Source organism: Demequina aestuarii (genome assembly GCF_000975095.1).
In the GTDB taxonomy this organism is placed as follows: domain Bacteria; phylum Actinomycetota; class Actinomycetes; order Actinomycetales; family Demequinaceae; genus Demequina; species Demequina aestuarii.
In genome coordinates, this window is the sequence record NZ_BBRD01000001.1 from 847,542 (window position 1) to 863,134 (window position 15,593).

The window sequence follows — 15,593 nt, forward strand, 5'->3', positions numbered from 1 at the left end:
GCCGCAGGGGTAGGGTCCGAAGCGAGGGGCGCGACGAGGCGAGGTGACGGGTGACGCAGGAGTACGTGGTCGTCGAGGACCAGCACGCCGCGCGCGACCGACCGCGGCTCTCGGCCCCGCGCCGCGCGCTCCGCACTCGGATCGCCCTCGTCGCCGCCGCAGCGCTCGTGGTCCTCGGTGCTGGCATGGTGCTCGCGTGGCCCGACGACCGTACCGATCCGCTGCCAGAGATTGGCCCGCCCACCGCGACCGCCGCGAAGACCACCGCCATCGTCTACCAGGAATGGAACGACAGGCGTGCGCTGGTGGAGTGCCTTGACGAGCGAGGCTTCTCCTACGAGACGCGGATCGTCGACCACCAAGGCTCCCTCGGGACGGTGGCGCAATACCTGGGTGTGGAGCCGGCGACCGGCACGCCGAGTGCGCCCGTGCCGATGCTGCGCCAGCCCGACCTCTACCTTGGGCGCGGTGGCGGCGTGGTCGAGGAGGCGCTCCGAGGCGAAGCGACCTGCACGCTGCCGCGTACGCCTGTCGACACCACCGATGACACGGTGGTCGATCAGGCCGTCGCGGCAGCACGGGTCGATGAGCTCTTCCTCGCGACCGTCGCCGAGCAGGTGTGGGTCCAGCAGCATCCCGCCGAGGTGACCCACGAGGTCTCGTTGCTGCGCCACGACAGGTCCGCTGGGATGGGCGCCGACGAGTCGACCCGCTGGGACCGGGCGCTCGCTCTCGTCGCGGACGTGGCCAGCGAGGGCACCGTGTGGGTGCCGGTGGTGAACGCGTCGCAGGAGACGTTCGCCCAGTCCGTGGGGCTGACGGTGAGCGGCGGCGCCGTCGCGGTGCGCGTGGGAGAGGAGGACGCCGCGCTCGACCGGGGCACCTACATGTCGCGCGCCCAGGCGATCCAGTGCGGCCCCGTGACCATCAGCGCGGCCGTGAAGGGGCCGTGGGGAGACGGCGAGGATCTGGCCGATGTGATGGACGCGCTCGGAACCGCATGCAACGCCCTGATCAGGGACGGAATCGTCGAGGCCGAGAGCCTTGCGGATGTGTACTGGGACTGAGGCGGCGCGCGCGACGCGCTCGCAGGTGTGGTTTTGGACAGGCGGCCGATGCAGGGTAGAGTGGTTCGTCGGCCGGGCTTGGTGCTCGGCCTTCGTCTCGGCTCCGGCCGGGACCGTTGGGGTATGGTGTAATTGGCAGCACGAGTGATTCTGGTTCATTTAGTCTAGGTTCGAGTCCTGGTACCCCAGCCAGAAGAGAAGGCCCGCTACGGCGGGCCTTTTCTCGTTTCCGGAGTCGGCGCAGTGGACGTGCGCCAAGGCCACCAAGAGTCGATCGCGGACCCGCATCGGCGGAACAGGCCTCCTAAGGTCAGCTGTGACCAAAGACCCGCGACGCAGGACCGTTGTCGTGCCTACGGTGGTGTCTTCGGGACAAGGGAGCATCATGGGCACCATCAATCGCCAGTGGCACGCAGATCACCGCATGCCCGCCAAGGCCACGGAGGATCAGCGCGGCGCATGGCACAGCGAGCACATTGAGGCCTGCGGTTGTCGAGAGCTCAGCGCACGGGAGCAGGACCTCGTCGTGCGCTGGCGAGACGCTCAGCGCGCGGCAAAGGACTAGCGCCCCGACGCCCTCGGCGCGTCGATGTCTGCCGAGGCACGGTCCTCGACGCGCCTCCTGTCACCTGCCCTACGCGGACTCGAGCACCACCTGAGTGCCGTCCCAGTCCGCGCGCACCTGATCGCCCTCGCCGACGGTGCCGTCCACGATCTCCTTCGCCAGCGCATTCAGCACCCGGGTCTGGATGAGTCGCTTGAGCGGACGTGCGCCGAACGCAGGGTCGAAGCCGTCGCGCGCGAGAGACTCCCGCAGCGCGTCCGTGACGGTCAGCGCGATGTCCTTCTGCGCAGCGATCCGTGCGACGGCCTTGGCGAGCTCCGTCTCCACGATGTCGCCCATCGCCGACGGGTCGATGCGGTCGAAGATCACCACGTCGTCGAGCCGGTTGAGGAACTCGGGACGGAACGCCGCGCGCAGCGCCACCTGCAGGTTCGCCTCGAGCGCGGCCCGGTCCACGCCGTCCCAGCCGAGCACGATGTCGGAGCCGAGGTTGGACGTCATGATCAGGATGGTGTTCGTGAAGTTCACCGTGCGGCCGTGGCCGTCGGTGAGGCGGCCGTCGTCGAGGACCTGCAGCAGCACGTTCCACACGTCGGGGTGGGCCTTCTCCACCTCGTCGAACAGCACGATGCTGTATGGCCGGCGCCGCACGGCCTCCGTGAGCTGTCCGCCCTGGTCGTAGCCCACGTAGCCCGGAGGTGCGCCGATCAGGCGTGCCACCGCGTGACTCTCCATGTACTCCGACATGTCGATGCGGATCATCGCCCGCTCGTCGTCGAACAGCTGCTCCGCGAGAGCGCGCGCCAGCTCCGTCTTGCCCACACCGGTGGGGCCGAGGAAGAGGAACGAGCCGATGGGCCGGTGCTCGTCGGCGAGCCCTGCGCGGGCGCGCCTGATCGCATCGGCCACGCTCGCGATCGCGCGGTGCTGTCCCACGACGCGTTCGTGAAGCCGGTCCTCGAGCTGTCCCAGCTTGGACGATTCGTCGGTCAGCAGCTTCTCGACCGGCACGCCGGTCCACTTCGCGACCACGCTGGCGATGTCGTTGCCGGTGACCTCCTCGCGGAGCATGCGCTCCTCGGTGGGAATCGCCTCCAGCTCAGCGCGCGCATCGGCCATCTCCTTGTCCGCAGCCGGAATGTCGCCGTAGCGGATGCGGCCGGCGCGCTCGAGCTCGCCGTAGCGCTCGGCGCGGTCGAGTTCGCCGCGGAGGCCTTCGAGCCGTTCCGTCGCGGAGGACACGCGGACGATCAGATCCTTCTCGCGGGCCCACCGCATGTTCAGCTCGTCGGACTCCGCCTTGAGGCGTGCGATGTCCCGATCGATCTCGTCGCGGCGGGCACGGGCGGCGGGGGACTTGTCCTTCGCCACCTGCGTGCGCTCGATCTCGAGCTGCATGATGCGGCGGCGCGCGCGGTCGAGCTCGATCGGCATGGAGTCGAGCTGCATCTTGAGGGCGCTGGTGGCCTCGTCGATCAGGTCGACGGCCTTGTCGGGCAGGAACCGGTCCGAGATATAGCGGTCGGAGAGGCGGGCTGAGGCGACGATGGCCTCGTCGGTGATCTTCACGCCGTGGTGGACCTCGTACTTCTCCTGCAGTCCGCGCAGGATCGCGACCGTGTCCTCGATCGACGGCTCGCCCACGTAGACGGGCTGGAATCGGCGTTCGAGCGCGGAGTCGGTCTCGATGTGCTCGCGGTATTCGCCGAGCGTGGTCGCCCCGATCATGCGCAGCTTGCCGCGGGCGAGCATCGGCTTGAGGATGTTGCCTGCGTCGACGCTGCCGTCCGCCTTGCCGGCGCCCACGATCGTGTGGAGCTCGTCGATGAACAGCAGGATGCGACCCTCGGCCTGCTCGACCTCGGTGAGAATGGCCTTCAGGCGCTCCTCGAACTGGCCGCGGTAGGCGGCGCCAGCGACCACGGAGCTCATGGCGATCTCGATCACGCGGCGGTCCTTCAGCGACGACGGCACGTCGCCGGCGACGATGCGCTGCGCGAGGCCCTCGACGATCGCGGTCTTGCCGACGCCGGGCTCACCGATGAGCACGGCGTTGTTCTTGGTGCGCCGAGTGAGCACCTGCATCACACGACGGATCTCCTCGTCGCGGCCGATGACGGGGTCGAGAGAGCCCGACTCCGCGAGGGCGGTGAAGTCCTGTCCGAACTGCTCGAGAGCGCTCGGCTGTGCATCGGCCTGAGGCGTCTGCTGGGGGGTGGTCATGATGAACCTCCTGCGTGATGTGACATGAGGCTCAGAGTTGAGCCGTATGCACTCAAGTTTACATAACGCTTCCCGGAACGGCAAGGGCAAAGGCGGCCGATGCGGGGGAGGGGTGGGTGCTCAGGCGGCGGCGTGGGTGTGGCCTGAGCCTCGGTCTCTGGGACGATTGCGGTCGTTCGTGAGGGCGACAGTGGAGTGCGCGGCCGCGATTAGCGCAACGGTCGAAACATCGGCTATCATCGTGACTCGCGTTCGCCGCAGGTTTGGGCGGACCGCTAGGGCCCCGTTGTGTAGCGGCCTAGCACGCCGCCCTCTCAAGGCGGTAGCGCGGGTTCGAATCCCGTCGGGGCTACGGAAAGACTCCTCACCATCAGGTGGGGAGTCTTCTTCGTTGTGCGGCGCGTGCACACGGTGGTGCACCGCGTCGATCTTCGCCGTGCCATGATGCGAAGAGATGGGAGGTGGCTCGGCCGTGACCTTGGGCGAGTTCTTCCCTGCGACGCTCGCGGCAGCGCGGCAAGGTGCCACCTGGGCGTGGGAGAACATCTACCGGGATCTCTACGGACCCCTCCACGGGTTCGTGCGTGGATCGGGTGTTCCGGGCGAGGCGGAGGATGTGGTCTCCGAGACCTTCCTCAGCATCGCCCGTGACATTCACCGCTTCGAAGGCGACGAGGACCGATTCCGTGCGTGGACCTTCACCATCGCGCGCCGGCGCATCCAGGACGCATGGCGATCGCACGGGCGCACCGCGCCCATCTCTGACGACGTTGACCCGTTGACGATCGCTGATGAGCGGTTCCTCGGCGACGTGGAGTCGGAGGCACTGAGCGACCTGTCCCTCATGGAACTGCGCGCAGTGATTCGTGGATTGACCGCGTTGCAGCGCGATGTGCTGATGCTGCGGGTCGTGGCCGACATGTCGGTGAAGGACACCGCAGAGGTGCTGCAGAAGTCGGAAGGTGCCGTGCGCGTGCTGCAGAACCGCGCGGTGCGCGCGCTGCGCGAGGCCCTCGGTCGAGGCAGCTCCGACGAGTCCAGAAAGGAATCCGGCGATGACGCGTAACGCGGGCGGGCTCCCGAGCGATGACCAGGGTGAGATGACTGCTGACGAGGATTTCACCGACCGCGACCTGAGCGCACTGTTCTCTGGCCGCGAGAACGTCGATGCACGCCTGGCGGACCTTGTGCCCGCGGTGGCCGCGTTGCGGTCGACCTCCATCGTCTCGCCCCCCGACGACCAGGTCGCCTCCATGGCGGTCGCGTTGTCCCGTGCGGTTCCTGCGACGACCGATGGTGGCGTCGCACGAGCCCGCACGCGGACGTCGCCGCGACGCGCCTCGGCGCTGTCGCGGCGCCTCGTCGCCATCGCGGCGGGAGCCGGACTCCTGGGGGCGGGCTTCGCCGGCGCCGCGGCCGCGGACGGTGCGGCACCCGGTGACGCGCTCTACGGGCTCGACCGAGCCTTCGAGGGAGTCGGCATCAACGACGGTGGGGCGCATGAGCGTCTCGCCGAAGTGCGCGTGCTCCTCGAGGCGGGCGATGTCGACGGGGCGCTCCGTCACGCCGAGCAGGCCACCGATGAACTCGAACCCGAGGCGACCGAGGCGCTCCGTCTGGCCGCGGCATCGGTGGCATCCGCCGGTTCCGAACAGTCGCTCGAGGTCCGGGAGCAGGTGTCGGCGATGCTGACGTGGATGTCGGAGACCGACCTGGAGGGCCGAGAGTTCGGCCAAGGCGTCGCGGAGCGCGCGAGGGCGATCGGCAACGGCCGAGCCGCGGCTGACGGCGTGCCGAGCGAGGACTCGACGTCAGCCGCAGCCGGGAACGCAGGCACGCCGCAGCAGGCACGCCCGTCTGTGGGAGCCGATGGTGGCACCTCGGGAAGCGCGGGCAAGCCAGAGGTGCGCGGCAAGCAGGAGAGCGCTGGAGACTCCGGCAACGCCGGCGACTCGGACGATGCGGCTAAGTCCGGTGGCGCTGGCGCACCCGCTGGTGCTCCCGGGCCGGAGACCTCCGGTCCGCCCGCCGGGGTGGGGGCACCGAATGATTCCGCGCCACCCGCTGGCGCGGGAAAGCCTGAGGACCCGGGTGGTTCAGAGAACGCGGGACCGCCGGCAGACGCGGGCGAGAACGGGAAGAACGCAGGAGGGGGACGGCCCTAGTCGCTCACGGTGAGCGATGACGGCCGGGCGATGCGGCAACGATCGCCTCGACGTCCTCGGTAGTGGCGAGGCGTGCACGCCACTCGGTCACGAGCTCCCCAGGGGGAGTGCCGCAGGCCGGGTCATTGGCGGGACGCCGAGGGCGTCTCGCCGCTACCGCGGCGTACACGCCGTCCCGAAGCCCGCGCGGGACCCAGCTGATCGCGGCACCGCCGCGCCACGGCCACCCGAGCCTCGAGGCAACGGTCGCCACGGCGTCAGAGCGCAGGTGCGGGCCCGAGGGGGTCGCGATCACGAGCGTCGAGGCCGCCACCTCGGGGGCGAGGTCCATGGCGTCGAGTGCGGCACGGCCCACCGCGCCCGCACTGCCTGCGATCAGGAACCGGCGGTCGCGATCGTGGCGGATCAGCCACGCGACGAACCCATTGCACAGCCCGCAGTCGCCGTCGAATACGACGATGTCGCGCGGCTGGTGAGTCATGCGGTCAGCGTAGGCCACGCGCACGCGGTGTTCACGAGCGGTGCTGTGGATCCTTGCTCTGTGGAGAGGACATGACGGTGGCGAGATGCTCGCCCCAGTGCACGGCCTTCTCCTCCTGTCCGCCGATGAGGAGCGCCGCGGGTTCTGCCGACCCGGTGACAAGCGCAACGGTGAAGGCATGGGGCTCGTCGATAGGGGTGTGGCCCAGCGCCGTCAGGCGGGCGATGATCGCGCGTCCCGCCCCGTGCCCCAATGGTCCGCGGATGCCGGTCTCGAACGCGGCGCACTGACGCTCGGCGGGGGGAAGTCCCTCGAGCCAATCGCGAACCGAGGGGTGGCTCACGTCGGCGTGAAGACCGGGGCGGCCATAGACCTTCGACATCGCGGAGGTGCGGGAGGCGTCGGTGGGGAGGTTCATCGCGTGGACCGGAGCCCCGACGATGAGGAGGCGGGCGCGAGCGACGACGGAGGGCGTGGCCTTGTCGGTCGTGAGTGCCACAGCGCCGTTGCCGTAGCCACGCGCGATCGCCTGAGCGATGGCGGCGGTGTTGCCCCACAGCGACTCATACACGACGACGGCGTCCATGATTCAGGTCTACTCCGGATGCGGCCCGGTCGCAACGGACCTAGGTCCCAGCGCCCCGGATCCGTGTGACGAGCAGGGACCGCGTGACGGGCAGGGTCGCCAGGCGGTGTCGCCCGGGGACCCTGCCCCGCTCGCTCATCCGGTGGTGCAGGCGGCGCCGTTCACCCAGAACTGCTCGGGCGGCGCATCGGCCAGGGTTCCGGGAGAGCCGATGAAGCCGATGGTGGTGCGCTTGCCGGGCCTGATGGACCCGTTCCACGGCATCGACTCCGCCGTGACGAACGCGCCGTCCTGGCTCCACTGGGCGCTCCACGCCTGCCTGCTCACGGCGTCGTCAGCGGGGTAGCCCCACGTCAGCGACCAATCGGCGATCGCCTGGTCCGAGGTGTTCGTGATCCACACCTGGGTGTTGTAGCCCGCGGGCCATGACCCGTGGACGGTGTACGAGACCTCGCACGGTGCGACCTCGGTCGCGGCCTGCCCCTGGTCCGCCATCCACGAGGCGACCCAGCTGAGCGCCGAATTCCAGTTGACGGTGATCTCGTTGGTCGACCAGGACTGGATGTGGTCCACGTAGCACAGCTGTGGGGCGCAGTCCTGATCCGGGTAGAGGCTCTGAATGGTCGGGTCCCACGTGCCGTAGTCCGGGTTCGGACCGCCCGCCACCGAGCCTGCAGGCGGGTTCGGGAGCTCGGCGTTGAGCTGGTGAGCGAACCAGCGCGAGTGCTGGTTCTGGCTCGTCACGTCGCCGTACTCGGTGACGTACGACAGGTTGAGCGCGTTGCGGCCCAGCAGGTAGTCCATGGACTCGATCACCGCATCGGCATACGCGCGCTCTCCCGTGAGGTCGAACGCGGTGCCCAGGATGACCTGGTTGTTGAGCACTGCCGAGTTCGATCCCCACTCGAAGGCATCGTCAGCGAGCGCGAGGCCGAACTCCTGGCCCTCCTGGACCGCCAGCAGCGCGTCGGCACCGGCGATGACCTGGTCGACGATGGTCGAACGGTGCGCGTAGTCGTTCGGCACTGTCGCGAGGTCCAGTTTTGCGAGCGCGGCGAGCGAGCCCCAGTAGAAGCCGTCTGCGACGTCGGCCGCGGCGTCGACATCGGACGCCAGCAGGTAGTCCTCGAACTCCTGCTCTCCGGTCGTGAGGAACAGCTCGGCCGCGGCCCAGTAGAACTCGTCGGACACGTCGTCATCGTCGTAGGGACCGCCGCCATCCGCGCCGTCGGCCACCGGAGCGTAGAGGTCGGGGGTGGCGAGCGCCGCCGCCCACGTGGACCGGGCCGCCGCGAGCAACTCGTCAGCGAAGTCCTCGTCGTACGGAGCGAAGAGCCGGGCGCCCTGTGCTGCGGTCGCGGCAAGGTTGAGCGTCGCCGCGGTCGAGGGCCGGTGCAGCTCCCGCACCTGTGCGTCGTTCGCAGGCATCAGCGGCAGGCCCGTCCAGCCGTCGTCGTGGATCTTGTGGTGGACCATGCCAGCGAACTGAGCCCCCTCTGGCACCTGCATCGCCAGCATGAACTCGAGCTGCCAGCGGGCCTCGTCGAGCACGTCTGGAACGTCGTTGCCGGTCTCGGGGAGGTCGAGGGTGTCGTCGCCGAGAGCGCCCAGATCGGCAGATGCGGCGGTCTTGGTGCGCTCGTAGGTCCCGAGCAGCTGTGCGGTGGATACTCCGCCGTTGACCACGTACTTGCCGTGGTCGCCCGCGTCGTACCAGCCGCCCACGACGTCGAGCGTGTAGTCGCAGTCCTCCCACCCGTACTCGTCGGTGTACACCGCCGCAGCATCGGCCGCATTCTGGCACGGAACGTCGAGGTCGCCCTTGTTGGCGACGCCGTCCGCGGGCGACGACACGTGGCCGGCGGCCCGCGCGTACTCCTCGCCCACGAGGTCGCCATCGATCTCCAGCCCCGAGCGCGCCAGGTAGAAGTAGTTCAGCGCGTCGTAGCGCAGCCGCTCGTAGGCGTCCGTGCCGATCTCGAACTCATAGGACGCCTCGCCATCCGCCACCAGCGTGTATGTGCCGGTCGCCGTGACATCGGAGAAGTCGATGGCGTGCACGTTCTGATCCGCGGACTCGTCCGTGCCGCGCGGGACGGTCGTGCCGGACGCGACCACCGCATCGGCGCTGTCGCGCAGCTCCCAGCTGACGGGGTCCGTCGCGTCGGTGACGAGGGTGGCCTCCTTGGGTCCGTGAGTGAGGTAGCCGACCTGATTGACTCTCACCCGCGGGCCGGTCTCGGGCTCGTAGGGCTCGACCGTCACGCCGCCCAGGTACGACACGTTGTCAAGGCAGAACTCCCACTCGGACGCGGCGCCGCCGACCTGGAAGCCCAGCCGGGGGTCGACCGGGTCGCTGTTCGCCTGATGCGAGGTCTCGTAGTGGGTCCACTCGGCGTCGTTGCCTGCGGCGATCTCGCCGTACGAGGCATACGCGCCGCCTTCCTGCTGCACGATCGCCCGGACCGGCCCCGCGGCGCTGGCGTCGAAGCTGAACGAGTAGTCGCCGGCCACGAGCTGCAGGTCCTGGAACAGCGCCACATCCCACGGGTTGGTGGTGCCCGCCGGCACCGTCGCGCAGAAGGTGCCGTCCTCGACCCGTGCGCTTCCGTCGACGAATCCGTAGTGGGTCCACCCGGTCAGGTCGTCGTCGAACGTGCCGTTGACCACCTGTTCCACGCCCGCGGGCGCCACCGACACGTTGTCCACGCAGAAGGTCCAGGGGTCGCTCGCGCCGCCGATCTGGAAGGCCGTCTGCAGTCCGGTGACGTCCTCGTCGACCGTGAAGGACGTCTCGTACCGCGTCATCTCGGTGGTGAGCGGTTGCGTCACGTTCGCCAGCTGGGTCCACGGGTCCACGGGGAACTGAACGAGCCCTACCGCGGTCGACATGCCGGTCGAGGACGATGCGTCGAAGCCGAACACGTAGTCGCCGGGGGCGAGGCTCAGCGCGTCCTGGCCCACGATCGCGTCCCAGGGATTGGCGGTGCCCCCGGGCACGTCCACGCACAGCGCGCCGGTGTCGACGCTCGCGCTGTCGGTGAGGTTCGCAGTGGTCCACCACGGGTCGACGGTGGACTCGAAGTCGCCGTTGACGACGTCGGCGCTCGCGGGCGAAAGCCCCACGGCGACCAGAATGGCGGCGCTCGCCGCGGCGATGGATGCGCGTCTTGACGCTGCTCGGTTCACCATGCTCTCCTTTGGGCCATCGAGGTATACGTGACCTTCCCAGGCCGGGCGCGAGGCGCCCCGAAGCCCGTGTCAGGAACGTAGCAAGAAACGTTTCGATACGCGCGCTGTAGAACGTTCACATCGAAAAATGAATGGTGTGCCAGGGGTGATGCGTGAACGCCCGCCGCGCGGGGGAGAGCCCGCGCTCAAGCACGCATCGGCCCTGCGATGCGGTATGGCGCTAGTGGTCGGTGCGGCGCAGCACGTCGCTGAGCTGGCGCGCGGCGTCCATGACGGCCGATGCGTGTGCCGCCCCGGGGTGCGCCGTGAGCCGTTCGATGGGCCCGGAGATCGACACGGCCGCGATCACCGTCCCGGCCGTGCCCCACACCGGCGCAGACACGGACGAGACGCCCGCCTCGCGCTCGCCGGCGCTCTCGGCATGGCCCGCGTCGCGGACCTGGGCGAGATCGGCGGCGGTGAAGTTCGCGTCGGCGAGTGCCTGATGGATGCGGCCGGGCTCCTCCCATGCGAGCAGCACCTTCGCGGCGGATCCGGCGCTCATGGTCATGGTGGTGCCGACCGGGATCGAGTCGCGCAGGCCCACGGGGCGGTCGACGGCGGCGATGCAGATGCGGTGGGCGCCGTGCGGGCGGTACAACTGGCTCGACTCGCCGGTGCGGTCCCGCAGGGTCGTGAGGACCGGCAGCGCCGCGGACACGAGGCGATCCTCGCCCACGGTCGCCGCAAGCTCAGAGAAGCGGCGGCCCAGGATGAAGGCGCCGCGTGCGTCCCGGCCCACGAGGTGGTGGTGCTCGAGCGCGAGTGCGAGCCGGTGCACGGTGGGACGCGCCAGGTGCGTGGTCGTGACGAGTTCGGCGAGAGTCGCCGGTCCCTGCTCGAGCGCGCCCAGAATCGCCGCAGTCTTGTCAACGACGCCGACGCCGCTATGCTTGTCCATAGAGCGATACTAGCGTCTCAAAATATGAGATGTCGAGCACGGAGGTTGAGATGGGAAAGACACTGGCGGAGAAGCTGTGGGCCGACCACCTGGTCCGCAAGGGCGAGGACGGCGCGCCGGATCTCATCTACATCGACCTGCACATGTGCCACGAGGTCACCAGCCCCCAGGCCTTCGAGGGACTGCGTCTCGCCGGCCGCGAGGTGCGCCGGCCCGATCTCACGATCGCGACCGAGGACCACAACACCCCCACGCTGGACATCGACAAGCCGATCGCGGACCTCACGAGCCGCACCCAGGTGGACACGCTGCGCACCAACGCCAAGGAGTTCGGCGTGCGCATCCACTCGCTGGGTGACGCCGACCAGGGCATCGTCCACGTGGTGGGCCCGCAGCTGGGCCTCACCATGCCCGGCATGACGGTGGTCTGCGGCGATTCGCACACCTCGACGCACGGCGCGTTCGGCGCGCTGGCCTTCGGCATCGGCACCTCCGAGGTCGAGCACGTGCTCGCCACGCAGACGCTTCCGCTCAAGGAGTTCAAGACGATGGCGATCAACGTGAACGGCACCCTCCCCGAGGGCACCACCGCGAAGGACGTCATCCTCGCGGTGATCGCCAAGATCGGCACCGGCGGCGGTCAGGGCTACGTGCTCGAGTACCGCGGTGAGGCCATCCGGTCGCTGTCGATGGAGGCGCGCATGACGGTGTGCAACATGTCCATCGAGGCTGGCGCACGCGCCGGACTGATCGCGCCCGACGACACCACCTTCGAGTACGTGAAGGGCCGCCCGCACGCCCCCGAGGGCGCGGACTGGGACGAGGCCGTCGAGTACTGGCGCACGCTCGTGACCGATGACGACGCGACGTTCGACACCGAGGTGAACCTCGAGGCGAGCGACCTCGAGCCGTTCGTGACCTGGGGCACCAACCCGGGCCAGGGACTGCCGCTGAGCGCCTCGATCCCCAACCCGGAGGAGATCGCCGACGCCGACGAGCGCGAGGCCGCGGCCAACGCCCTCGTCTATATGGGCCTCGAGCCTGGTCAGGCGCTGCGCGACCTCGAGATCGACACCGTCTTCCTGGGATCATGCACCAACGGCCGCATCGAGGACCTGCGCGCCGCCGCCGCGATCATCCAGGGCCGCACCAAGGCCCCGAACACCCGCATGCTCGTGGTGCCGGGATCGGCGCGCGTGCGCCTGCAGGCCGAGCAGGAGGGGCTGGACCAGGTGTTCAAGGACTTTGGAGCCGAGTGGCGCAATGCCGGCTGCTCGATGTGCCTGGGCATGAACCCGGACCAGTTGAAGCCCAAGGAGCGCAGTGCCTCCACCTCGAACCGCAACTTCGAGGGGCGCCAGGGCAAGGGCGGCCGCACCCACCTGGTGAGCCCGCTCGTCGCCGCCGCCACGGCGGTGCGCGGCACCCTGTCCAGCCCCGCCGACCTGGAAGACGCCGACGTGCTCGTCGGTGCCTCCGCCTAAAGGAGAGACGCCATGGAGAAGATCACCACCCACACCGGCATCGGCGTCCCGCTGCGCCGGTCCAACGTCGACACCGACCAGATCATCCCCGCCGTGTACCTCAAGCGCGTGACGCGCACCGGCTTCGAGGACGCGCTGTTCGCCGCGTGGCGTGGGGACGAGTCGTTCGTCCTCAACCAGGAGGCGTACAAGCAGGGCTCCGTGCTGGTCACGGGCCCGGACTTCGGCACCGGCTCGTCTCGCGAGCACGCCGTGTGGGCGCTCAAGGACTACGGCTTCAAGGTCGTCCTCGCGCCGCGCTTCGCGGACATCTTCCGCGGCAACTCCGGCAAGCAGGGCCTCGTCACCGGCATCGTGACGCAGGAGAACATCGAGCTCATCTGGAAGCTCCTCGAGGCCGAGCCCGGCAAGCAGATCACCGTGTCCCTCGAGGACCGCACCGTCACGTGCGGCGAGCTCACCGTGCCATTCGAGATCGACGACTACGTGCGCTGGCGCCTGCTGGAGGGGCTGGACGACATCAGCCTGACCCTCAAGCACGAAGAGGAGATCACGGCCTTCGAGGCGACTCGCGGTTCGTGGCGCCCCAAGACGTTGCCCGCCAAGACCGAGCCGGGTTTTCATGTCGAGGCGGCCCGCCCGGTCGACGCCTGACCCGGCGACCGCATCGGCCGCACCCTCTCGCACCGCCGCCCCAGAAGTAGGAACGTCACGACTCGTCTTCATCCGCAGGCGCCTTCTGTAGGAACGTCAGGACTCACCCGAGTTGCCGAGCGCCATCCCTCGGAATGCCACGGCCCCGGTAGGTCTGATGCCTCCGATGAGACCTCTCGTTCCTCCAGGGAGCGCGCCACGCCGAGAGTGAGTCCTCGCGTTCCTAGTTCGGGGCCGGGGGGTGCGTTCGCGCGTCCAGGCGTGCGACCGCATCGGCCGTGGGTCATGGGATGCTCGTCACCATGACCTCTCAGGCCCCAGTGGAGATCGTGCCCCTGCGCGCCGACGCGCGAACGGCGGGCAGGGTCGCGGCCGCCGTGCTGGTGTGCGGTGCGGCGGTGCTGCTCTTCGCGATTCACGAGCGCCCGCTCGGGTACGTCCCACTGATTGCCGGAGTGGTGCTCGCGTTCCTGATCGACCGCAGTCTTGCCAAGGACCTGAGCCTCATCGCTCTCGGCCAGCTGATCATCTCCACGATCTCGCTCGAGGCCGACCTTTCCGACGCGGGCATCACCCGCTTCGCCATCGCGCTGTCGCTGGCCGTGCTGGTGCCGTGGGCGCTGGCGCGCTACTGGCTCAAGCACGATGCCGTGAAGTTCCCCATGTTCACCGGGCGCCGCTGGAGCCGGGCGCAGTGGTGGTACCTGGGGTTCGTCGTCCTCGCCGGGTACCTGATCCTGCCGTTCTACTTCATCGGCTCCGGCGCGTACATGAACTGGCCTGAGATCACCGGCGGCAACGAGATCGCACGGCTCTTCGTGGGCGTGAACGCGGTCGGCATCTGGGACGAGCTGTTCTTCATCTGCACCGTGTTCGCGCTGCTGATGCGGCACTTCCCGATGTGGCTCGCGAACATCCTGCAGTCCTTGGTGTTCGTGTCGTTCCTCTGGGAGCTCGGCTACCGCGAATGGGGCCCGCTGCTGACCATCCCGTTCGCCCTCATCCAGGCGTGGATCTTCTCGCGCTTCAAGTCGCTGCCGTATGTGCTCGCGGTGCACCTGCTGTTCGACGCGGTGGTGTTCGCGGTGCTGGTGCACGCGCACCACCCGGACCTGTTCAATATCTTCATCACCGTCCCGGGGCGCTGACTCTCGCCTTCAACGTTGTAGCCTGATTGCCACCGAATGAGGGGCAGGGACCATGACGCCGACGTTGCGAGAGGTGGCGCAGCTCGCAGGCGTGTCCATCAAGACGGTGTCGAACGTGATCAACGGCTACCCCCACATCAGGCCGGCCACTCGGGAGCGGGTGGAGAGTGCCATCGCGGAGCTCGGTTACACGCCGAATCTCACTGCCCGAAATCTGCGTGCGGGACGCTCCGGGGCGATCACGCTGGCGCTGCCCGATATGGGCCTCGCGTACTTCGCGGAGCTCGCGGCACAGGTCATCGAGACTGCGGAGTCGGCGGGGCTCATCGTCCAACTCGAGCACACGGGCGGCGTCCGCGAGAGAGAGCTTGAACTCCTGAGAAGCCCGCGCCGCCAGAGCAGCGATGGGCTGATCTTCAGCCCCCTTGGCATGAGCCAGGACGATGCGGGCGCGCTCAACGTCCCCTATCCGCTCGTGCTCCTCGGCGAGCGCATCTTCGATGGCCCCACCGACCACATCACGATGCGCAACCACGATGCCGCCCGTGCGGCGACCGAGCACCTGCTCGAGTCTGGCCGCCGTCGAATCGCCATCATCGGCGCCCACGAGGGAGAGGTCATCGGCTCGGCCGGGCTGCGGTTCGCGGGCTACCGCGCCGCGCTGGAGGGCGCTGGCATCGCCGTGGATCCGGCTCTCGTGGGTTACACAGGGCTGTGGCATCGTGCCAACGGCGCGGAGACGATGCGGGCTCTGGTGGAGACAGGCGTGGACTTCGATGCGGCATTCTGTCTCAACGACACCCTGGCACTCGGGGCGATGCGTGCACTGGAGGAGCTGGGGCGTTCGGTGCCGGACGACGTCGCGGTCATCGGCTTCGACAACCTCGACGAGGCGCAGTACTCGATCCCGTCGCTGACGACGGTGGAGCCGGGCCGTGGCTGGATCGCCGACACCGCGGTGAAGGCGCTCAACGCCCGGATCGACGGTTCGGTGTCACGAGAAGAGCGCAGTCGCACGCTCTTCGCGCCGTACCGGATCGTCGAGCGTGAGTCGACGTTGGCGGGGCGGAGCACCTAGGCGCTCCGCC

Annotated in this window: 13 protein-coding genes and 2 tRNA genes; 10 read left to right on the forward strand and 5 right to left on the reverse strand. The window is 69.0% G+C overall.

Annotated elements, in window-relative coordinates; translation table 11 throughout:
• Nucleotides 1-50 precede the first annotated feature (50 nt).
• The 3 genes from AOP72_RS03985 (at nucleotide 51) to AOP72_RS03995 (ending at nucleotide 1,632) form a co-directional block, all read left to right on the forward strand.
• On the forward strand, nucleotides 51-1,067 hold the full coding sequence (locus tag AOP72_RS03985; protein ID WP_062132713.1) for a hypothetical protein: 1,017 nt from the start codon (nucleotides 51-53) through the stop codon (nucleotides 1,065-1,067).
• A 117-nt stretch (nucleotides 1,068-1,184) separates the two neighbouring features.
• Nucleotides 1,185-1,259: transfer RNA gene (locus AOP72_RS03990), tRNA-Gln, on the forward strand.
• A 193-nt stretch (nucleotides 1,260-1,452) separates the two neighbouring features.
• The gene (locus AOP72_RS03995; RefSeq protein ID WP_062132715.1) at nucleotides 1,453-1,632 is read left to right on the forward strand and encodes a hypothetical protein; all 180 of its coding nucleotides are present in this window, start codon (nucleotides 1,453-1,455) and stop codon (nucleotides 1,630-1,632) included.
• Between the two features lie 69 nt (nucleotides 1,633-1,701).
• Here AOP72_RS03995 and AOP72_RS04000 read toward each other — a convergent pair whose 3' ends face one another.
• On the reverse strand, nucleotides 1,702-3,855 hold the full coding sequence (locus tag AOP72_RS04000; protein ID WP_062132719.1) for an ATP-dependent Clp protease ATP-binding subunit: 2,154 nt from the start codon (nucleotides 3,853-3,855) through the stop codon (nucleotides 1,702-1,704).
• A 279-nt stretch (nucleotides 3,856-4,134) separates the two neighbouring features.
• On the opposite strand from AOP72_RS04000, the gene AOP72_RS04005 reads away from it, so the two are divergent.
• The 3 genes from AOP72_RS04005 to AOP72_RS04015 all read left to right on the forward strand — a co-directional run bounded on the left by AOP72_RS04005 (nucleotide 4,135) and on the right by AOP72_RS04015 (nucleotide 6,020).
• Nucleotides 4,135-4,207 (forward strand) — tRNA-Glu (locus tag AOP72_RS04005).
• A gap of 120 nt (nucleotides 4,208-4,327) precedes the next feature.
• Complete coding sequence (locus AOP72_RS04010; protein WP_193746350.1) at nucleotides 4,328-4,921, forward strand: RNA polymerase sigma factor; 594 nt, start codon at nucleotides 4,328-4,330, stop codon at nucleotides 4,919-4,921.
• Nucleotides 4,911-6,020: a hypothetical protein gene (locus tag AOP72_RS04015; protein WP_062132725.1), complete on the forward strand. Its 1,110-nt coding sequence runs from the start codon at nucleotides 4,911-4,913 to the stop codon at nucleotides 6,018-6,020. The genes AOP72_RS04010 and AOP72_RS04015 overlap by 11 nt, the downstream gene beginning before the upstream one ends.
• 4 nt (nucleotides 6,021-6,024) lie before the next feature.
• Here AOP72_RS04015 and AOP72_RS04020 read toward each other — a convergent pair whose 3' ends face one another.
• The 4 genes from AOP72_RS04020 to AOP72_RS04035 form a co-directional block, all read right to left on the reverse strand.
• A complete protein-coding gene (locus AOP72_RS04020; protein ID WP_193746351.1) occupies nucleotides 6,025-6,501 on the reverse strand; it encodes a thiol-disulfide oxidoreductase DCC family protein in 477 nt (158 codons plus the stop codon).
• Between the two features lie 31 nt (nucleotides 6,502-6,532).
• Complete coding sequence (locus AOP72_RS13515) at nucleotides 6,533-7,087, reverse strand: hypothetical protein (protein WP_062132731.1); 555 nt, start codon at nucleotides 7,085-7,087, stop codon at nucleotides 6,533-6,535.
• A gap of 135 nt (nucleotides 7,088-7,222) precedes the next feature.
• Nucleotides 7,223-10,279, reverse strand: coding sequence for a glycoside hydrolase family 9 protein (locus AOP72_RS04030; protein ID WP_084631245.1), 3,057 nt, complete (start codon nucleotides 10,277-10,279; stop codon nucleotides 7,223-7,225).
• Nucleotides 10,280-10,499: 220 nt separating this feature from the next.
• Complete coding sequence (locus AOP72_RS04035; protein WP_062132734.1) at nucleotides 10,500-11,219, reverse strand: IclR family transcriptional regulator; 720 nt, start codon at nucleotides 11,217-11,219, stop codon at nucleotides 10,500-10,502.
• A 50-nt stretch (nucleotides 11,220-11,269) separates the two neighbouring features.
• Here AOP72_RS04035 and leuC point away from each other — a divergent pair, with 50 nt between their 5' ends.
• From leuC to AOP72_RS04055, 4 genes are all read left to right on the forward strand, one after another.
• A complete protein-coding gene (gene leuC, locus AOP72_RS04040) occupies nucleotides 11,270-12,703 on the forward strand; it encodes a 3-isopropylmalate dehydratase large subunit (RefSeq protein WP_062136823.1) in 1,434 nt (477 codons plus the stop codon).
• Between the two features lie 12 nt (nucleotides 12,704-12,715).
• A complete protein-coding gene (gene leuD / locus AOP72_RS04045) occupies nucleotides 12,716-13,357 on the forward strand; it encodes a 3-isopropylmalate dehydratase small subunit (protein ID WP_062132738.1) in 642 nt (213 codons plus the stop codon).
• Between the two features lie 302 nt (nucleotides 13,358-13,659).
• A complete protein-coding gene (locus AOP72_RS04050; RefSeq protein WP_062136826.1) occupies nucleotides 13,660-14,505 on the forward strand; it encodes a CPBP family intramembrane glutamic endopeptidase in 846 nt (281 codons plus the stop codon).
• Between the two features lie 52 nt (nucleotides 14,506-14,557).
• Nucleotides 14,558-15,583: a LacI family DNA-binding transcriptional regulator gene (locus AOP72_RS04055; protein ID WP_062132741.1), complete on the forward strand. Its 1,026-nt coding sequence runs from the start codon at nucleotides 14,558-14,560 to the stop codon at nucleotides 15,581-15,583.
• Nucleotides 15,584-15,593: the final 10 nt, after the last annotated feature.

Coding starts and splice junctions, on each gene's coding strand:
- AOP72_RS03995 (WP_062132715.1), top strand. CDS start 1,453: ATGGGCACCATCAATCGCCAGTGGCACGCAGATCACCGCATGCCCGCC.
- AOP72_RS04000 (WP_062132719.1), bottom strand. CDS start 3,855: ATGACCACCCCCCAGCAGACGCCTCAGGCCGATGCACAGCCGAGCGCT.
- AOP72_RS04015 (WP_062132725.1), top strand. CDS start 4,911: ATGACGCGTAACGCGGGCGGGCTCCCGAGCGATGACCAGGGTGAGATG.
- AOP72_RS04020 (WP_193746351.1), bottom strand. CDS start 6,501: ATGACTCACCAGCCGCGCGACATCGTCGTATTCGACGGCGACTGCGGG.
- AOP72_RS13515 (WP_062132731.1), bottom strand. CDS start 7,087: ATGGACGCCGTCGTCGTGTATGAGTCGCTGTGGGGCAACACCGCCGCC.
- AOP72_RS04030 (WP_084631245.1), bottom strand. CDS start 10,279: ATGGTGAACCGAGCAGCGTCAAGACGCGCATCCATCGCCGCGGCGAGC.
- AOP72_RS04035 (WP_062132734.1), bottom strand. CDS start 11,219: ATGGACAAGCATAGCGGCGTCGGCGTCGTTGACAAGACTGCGGCGATT.
- leuC (WP_062136823.1), top strand. CDS start 11,270: ATGGGAAAGACACTGGCGGAGAAGCTGTGGGCCGACCACCTGGTCCGC.
- leuD (WP_062132738.1), top strand. CDS start 12,716: ATGGAGAAGATCACCACCCACACCGGCATCGGCGTCCCGCTGCGCCGG.
- AOP72_RS04050 (WP_062136826.1), top strand. CDS start 13,660: ATGACCTCTCAGGCCCCAGTGGAGATCGTGCCCCTGCGCGCCGACGCG.
- AOP72_RS04055 (WP_062132741.1), top strand. CDS start 14,558: ATGACGCCGACGTTGCGAGAGGTGGCGCAGCTCGCAGGCGTGTCCATC.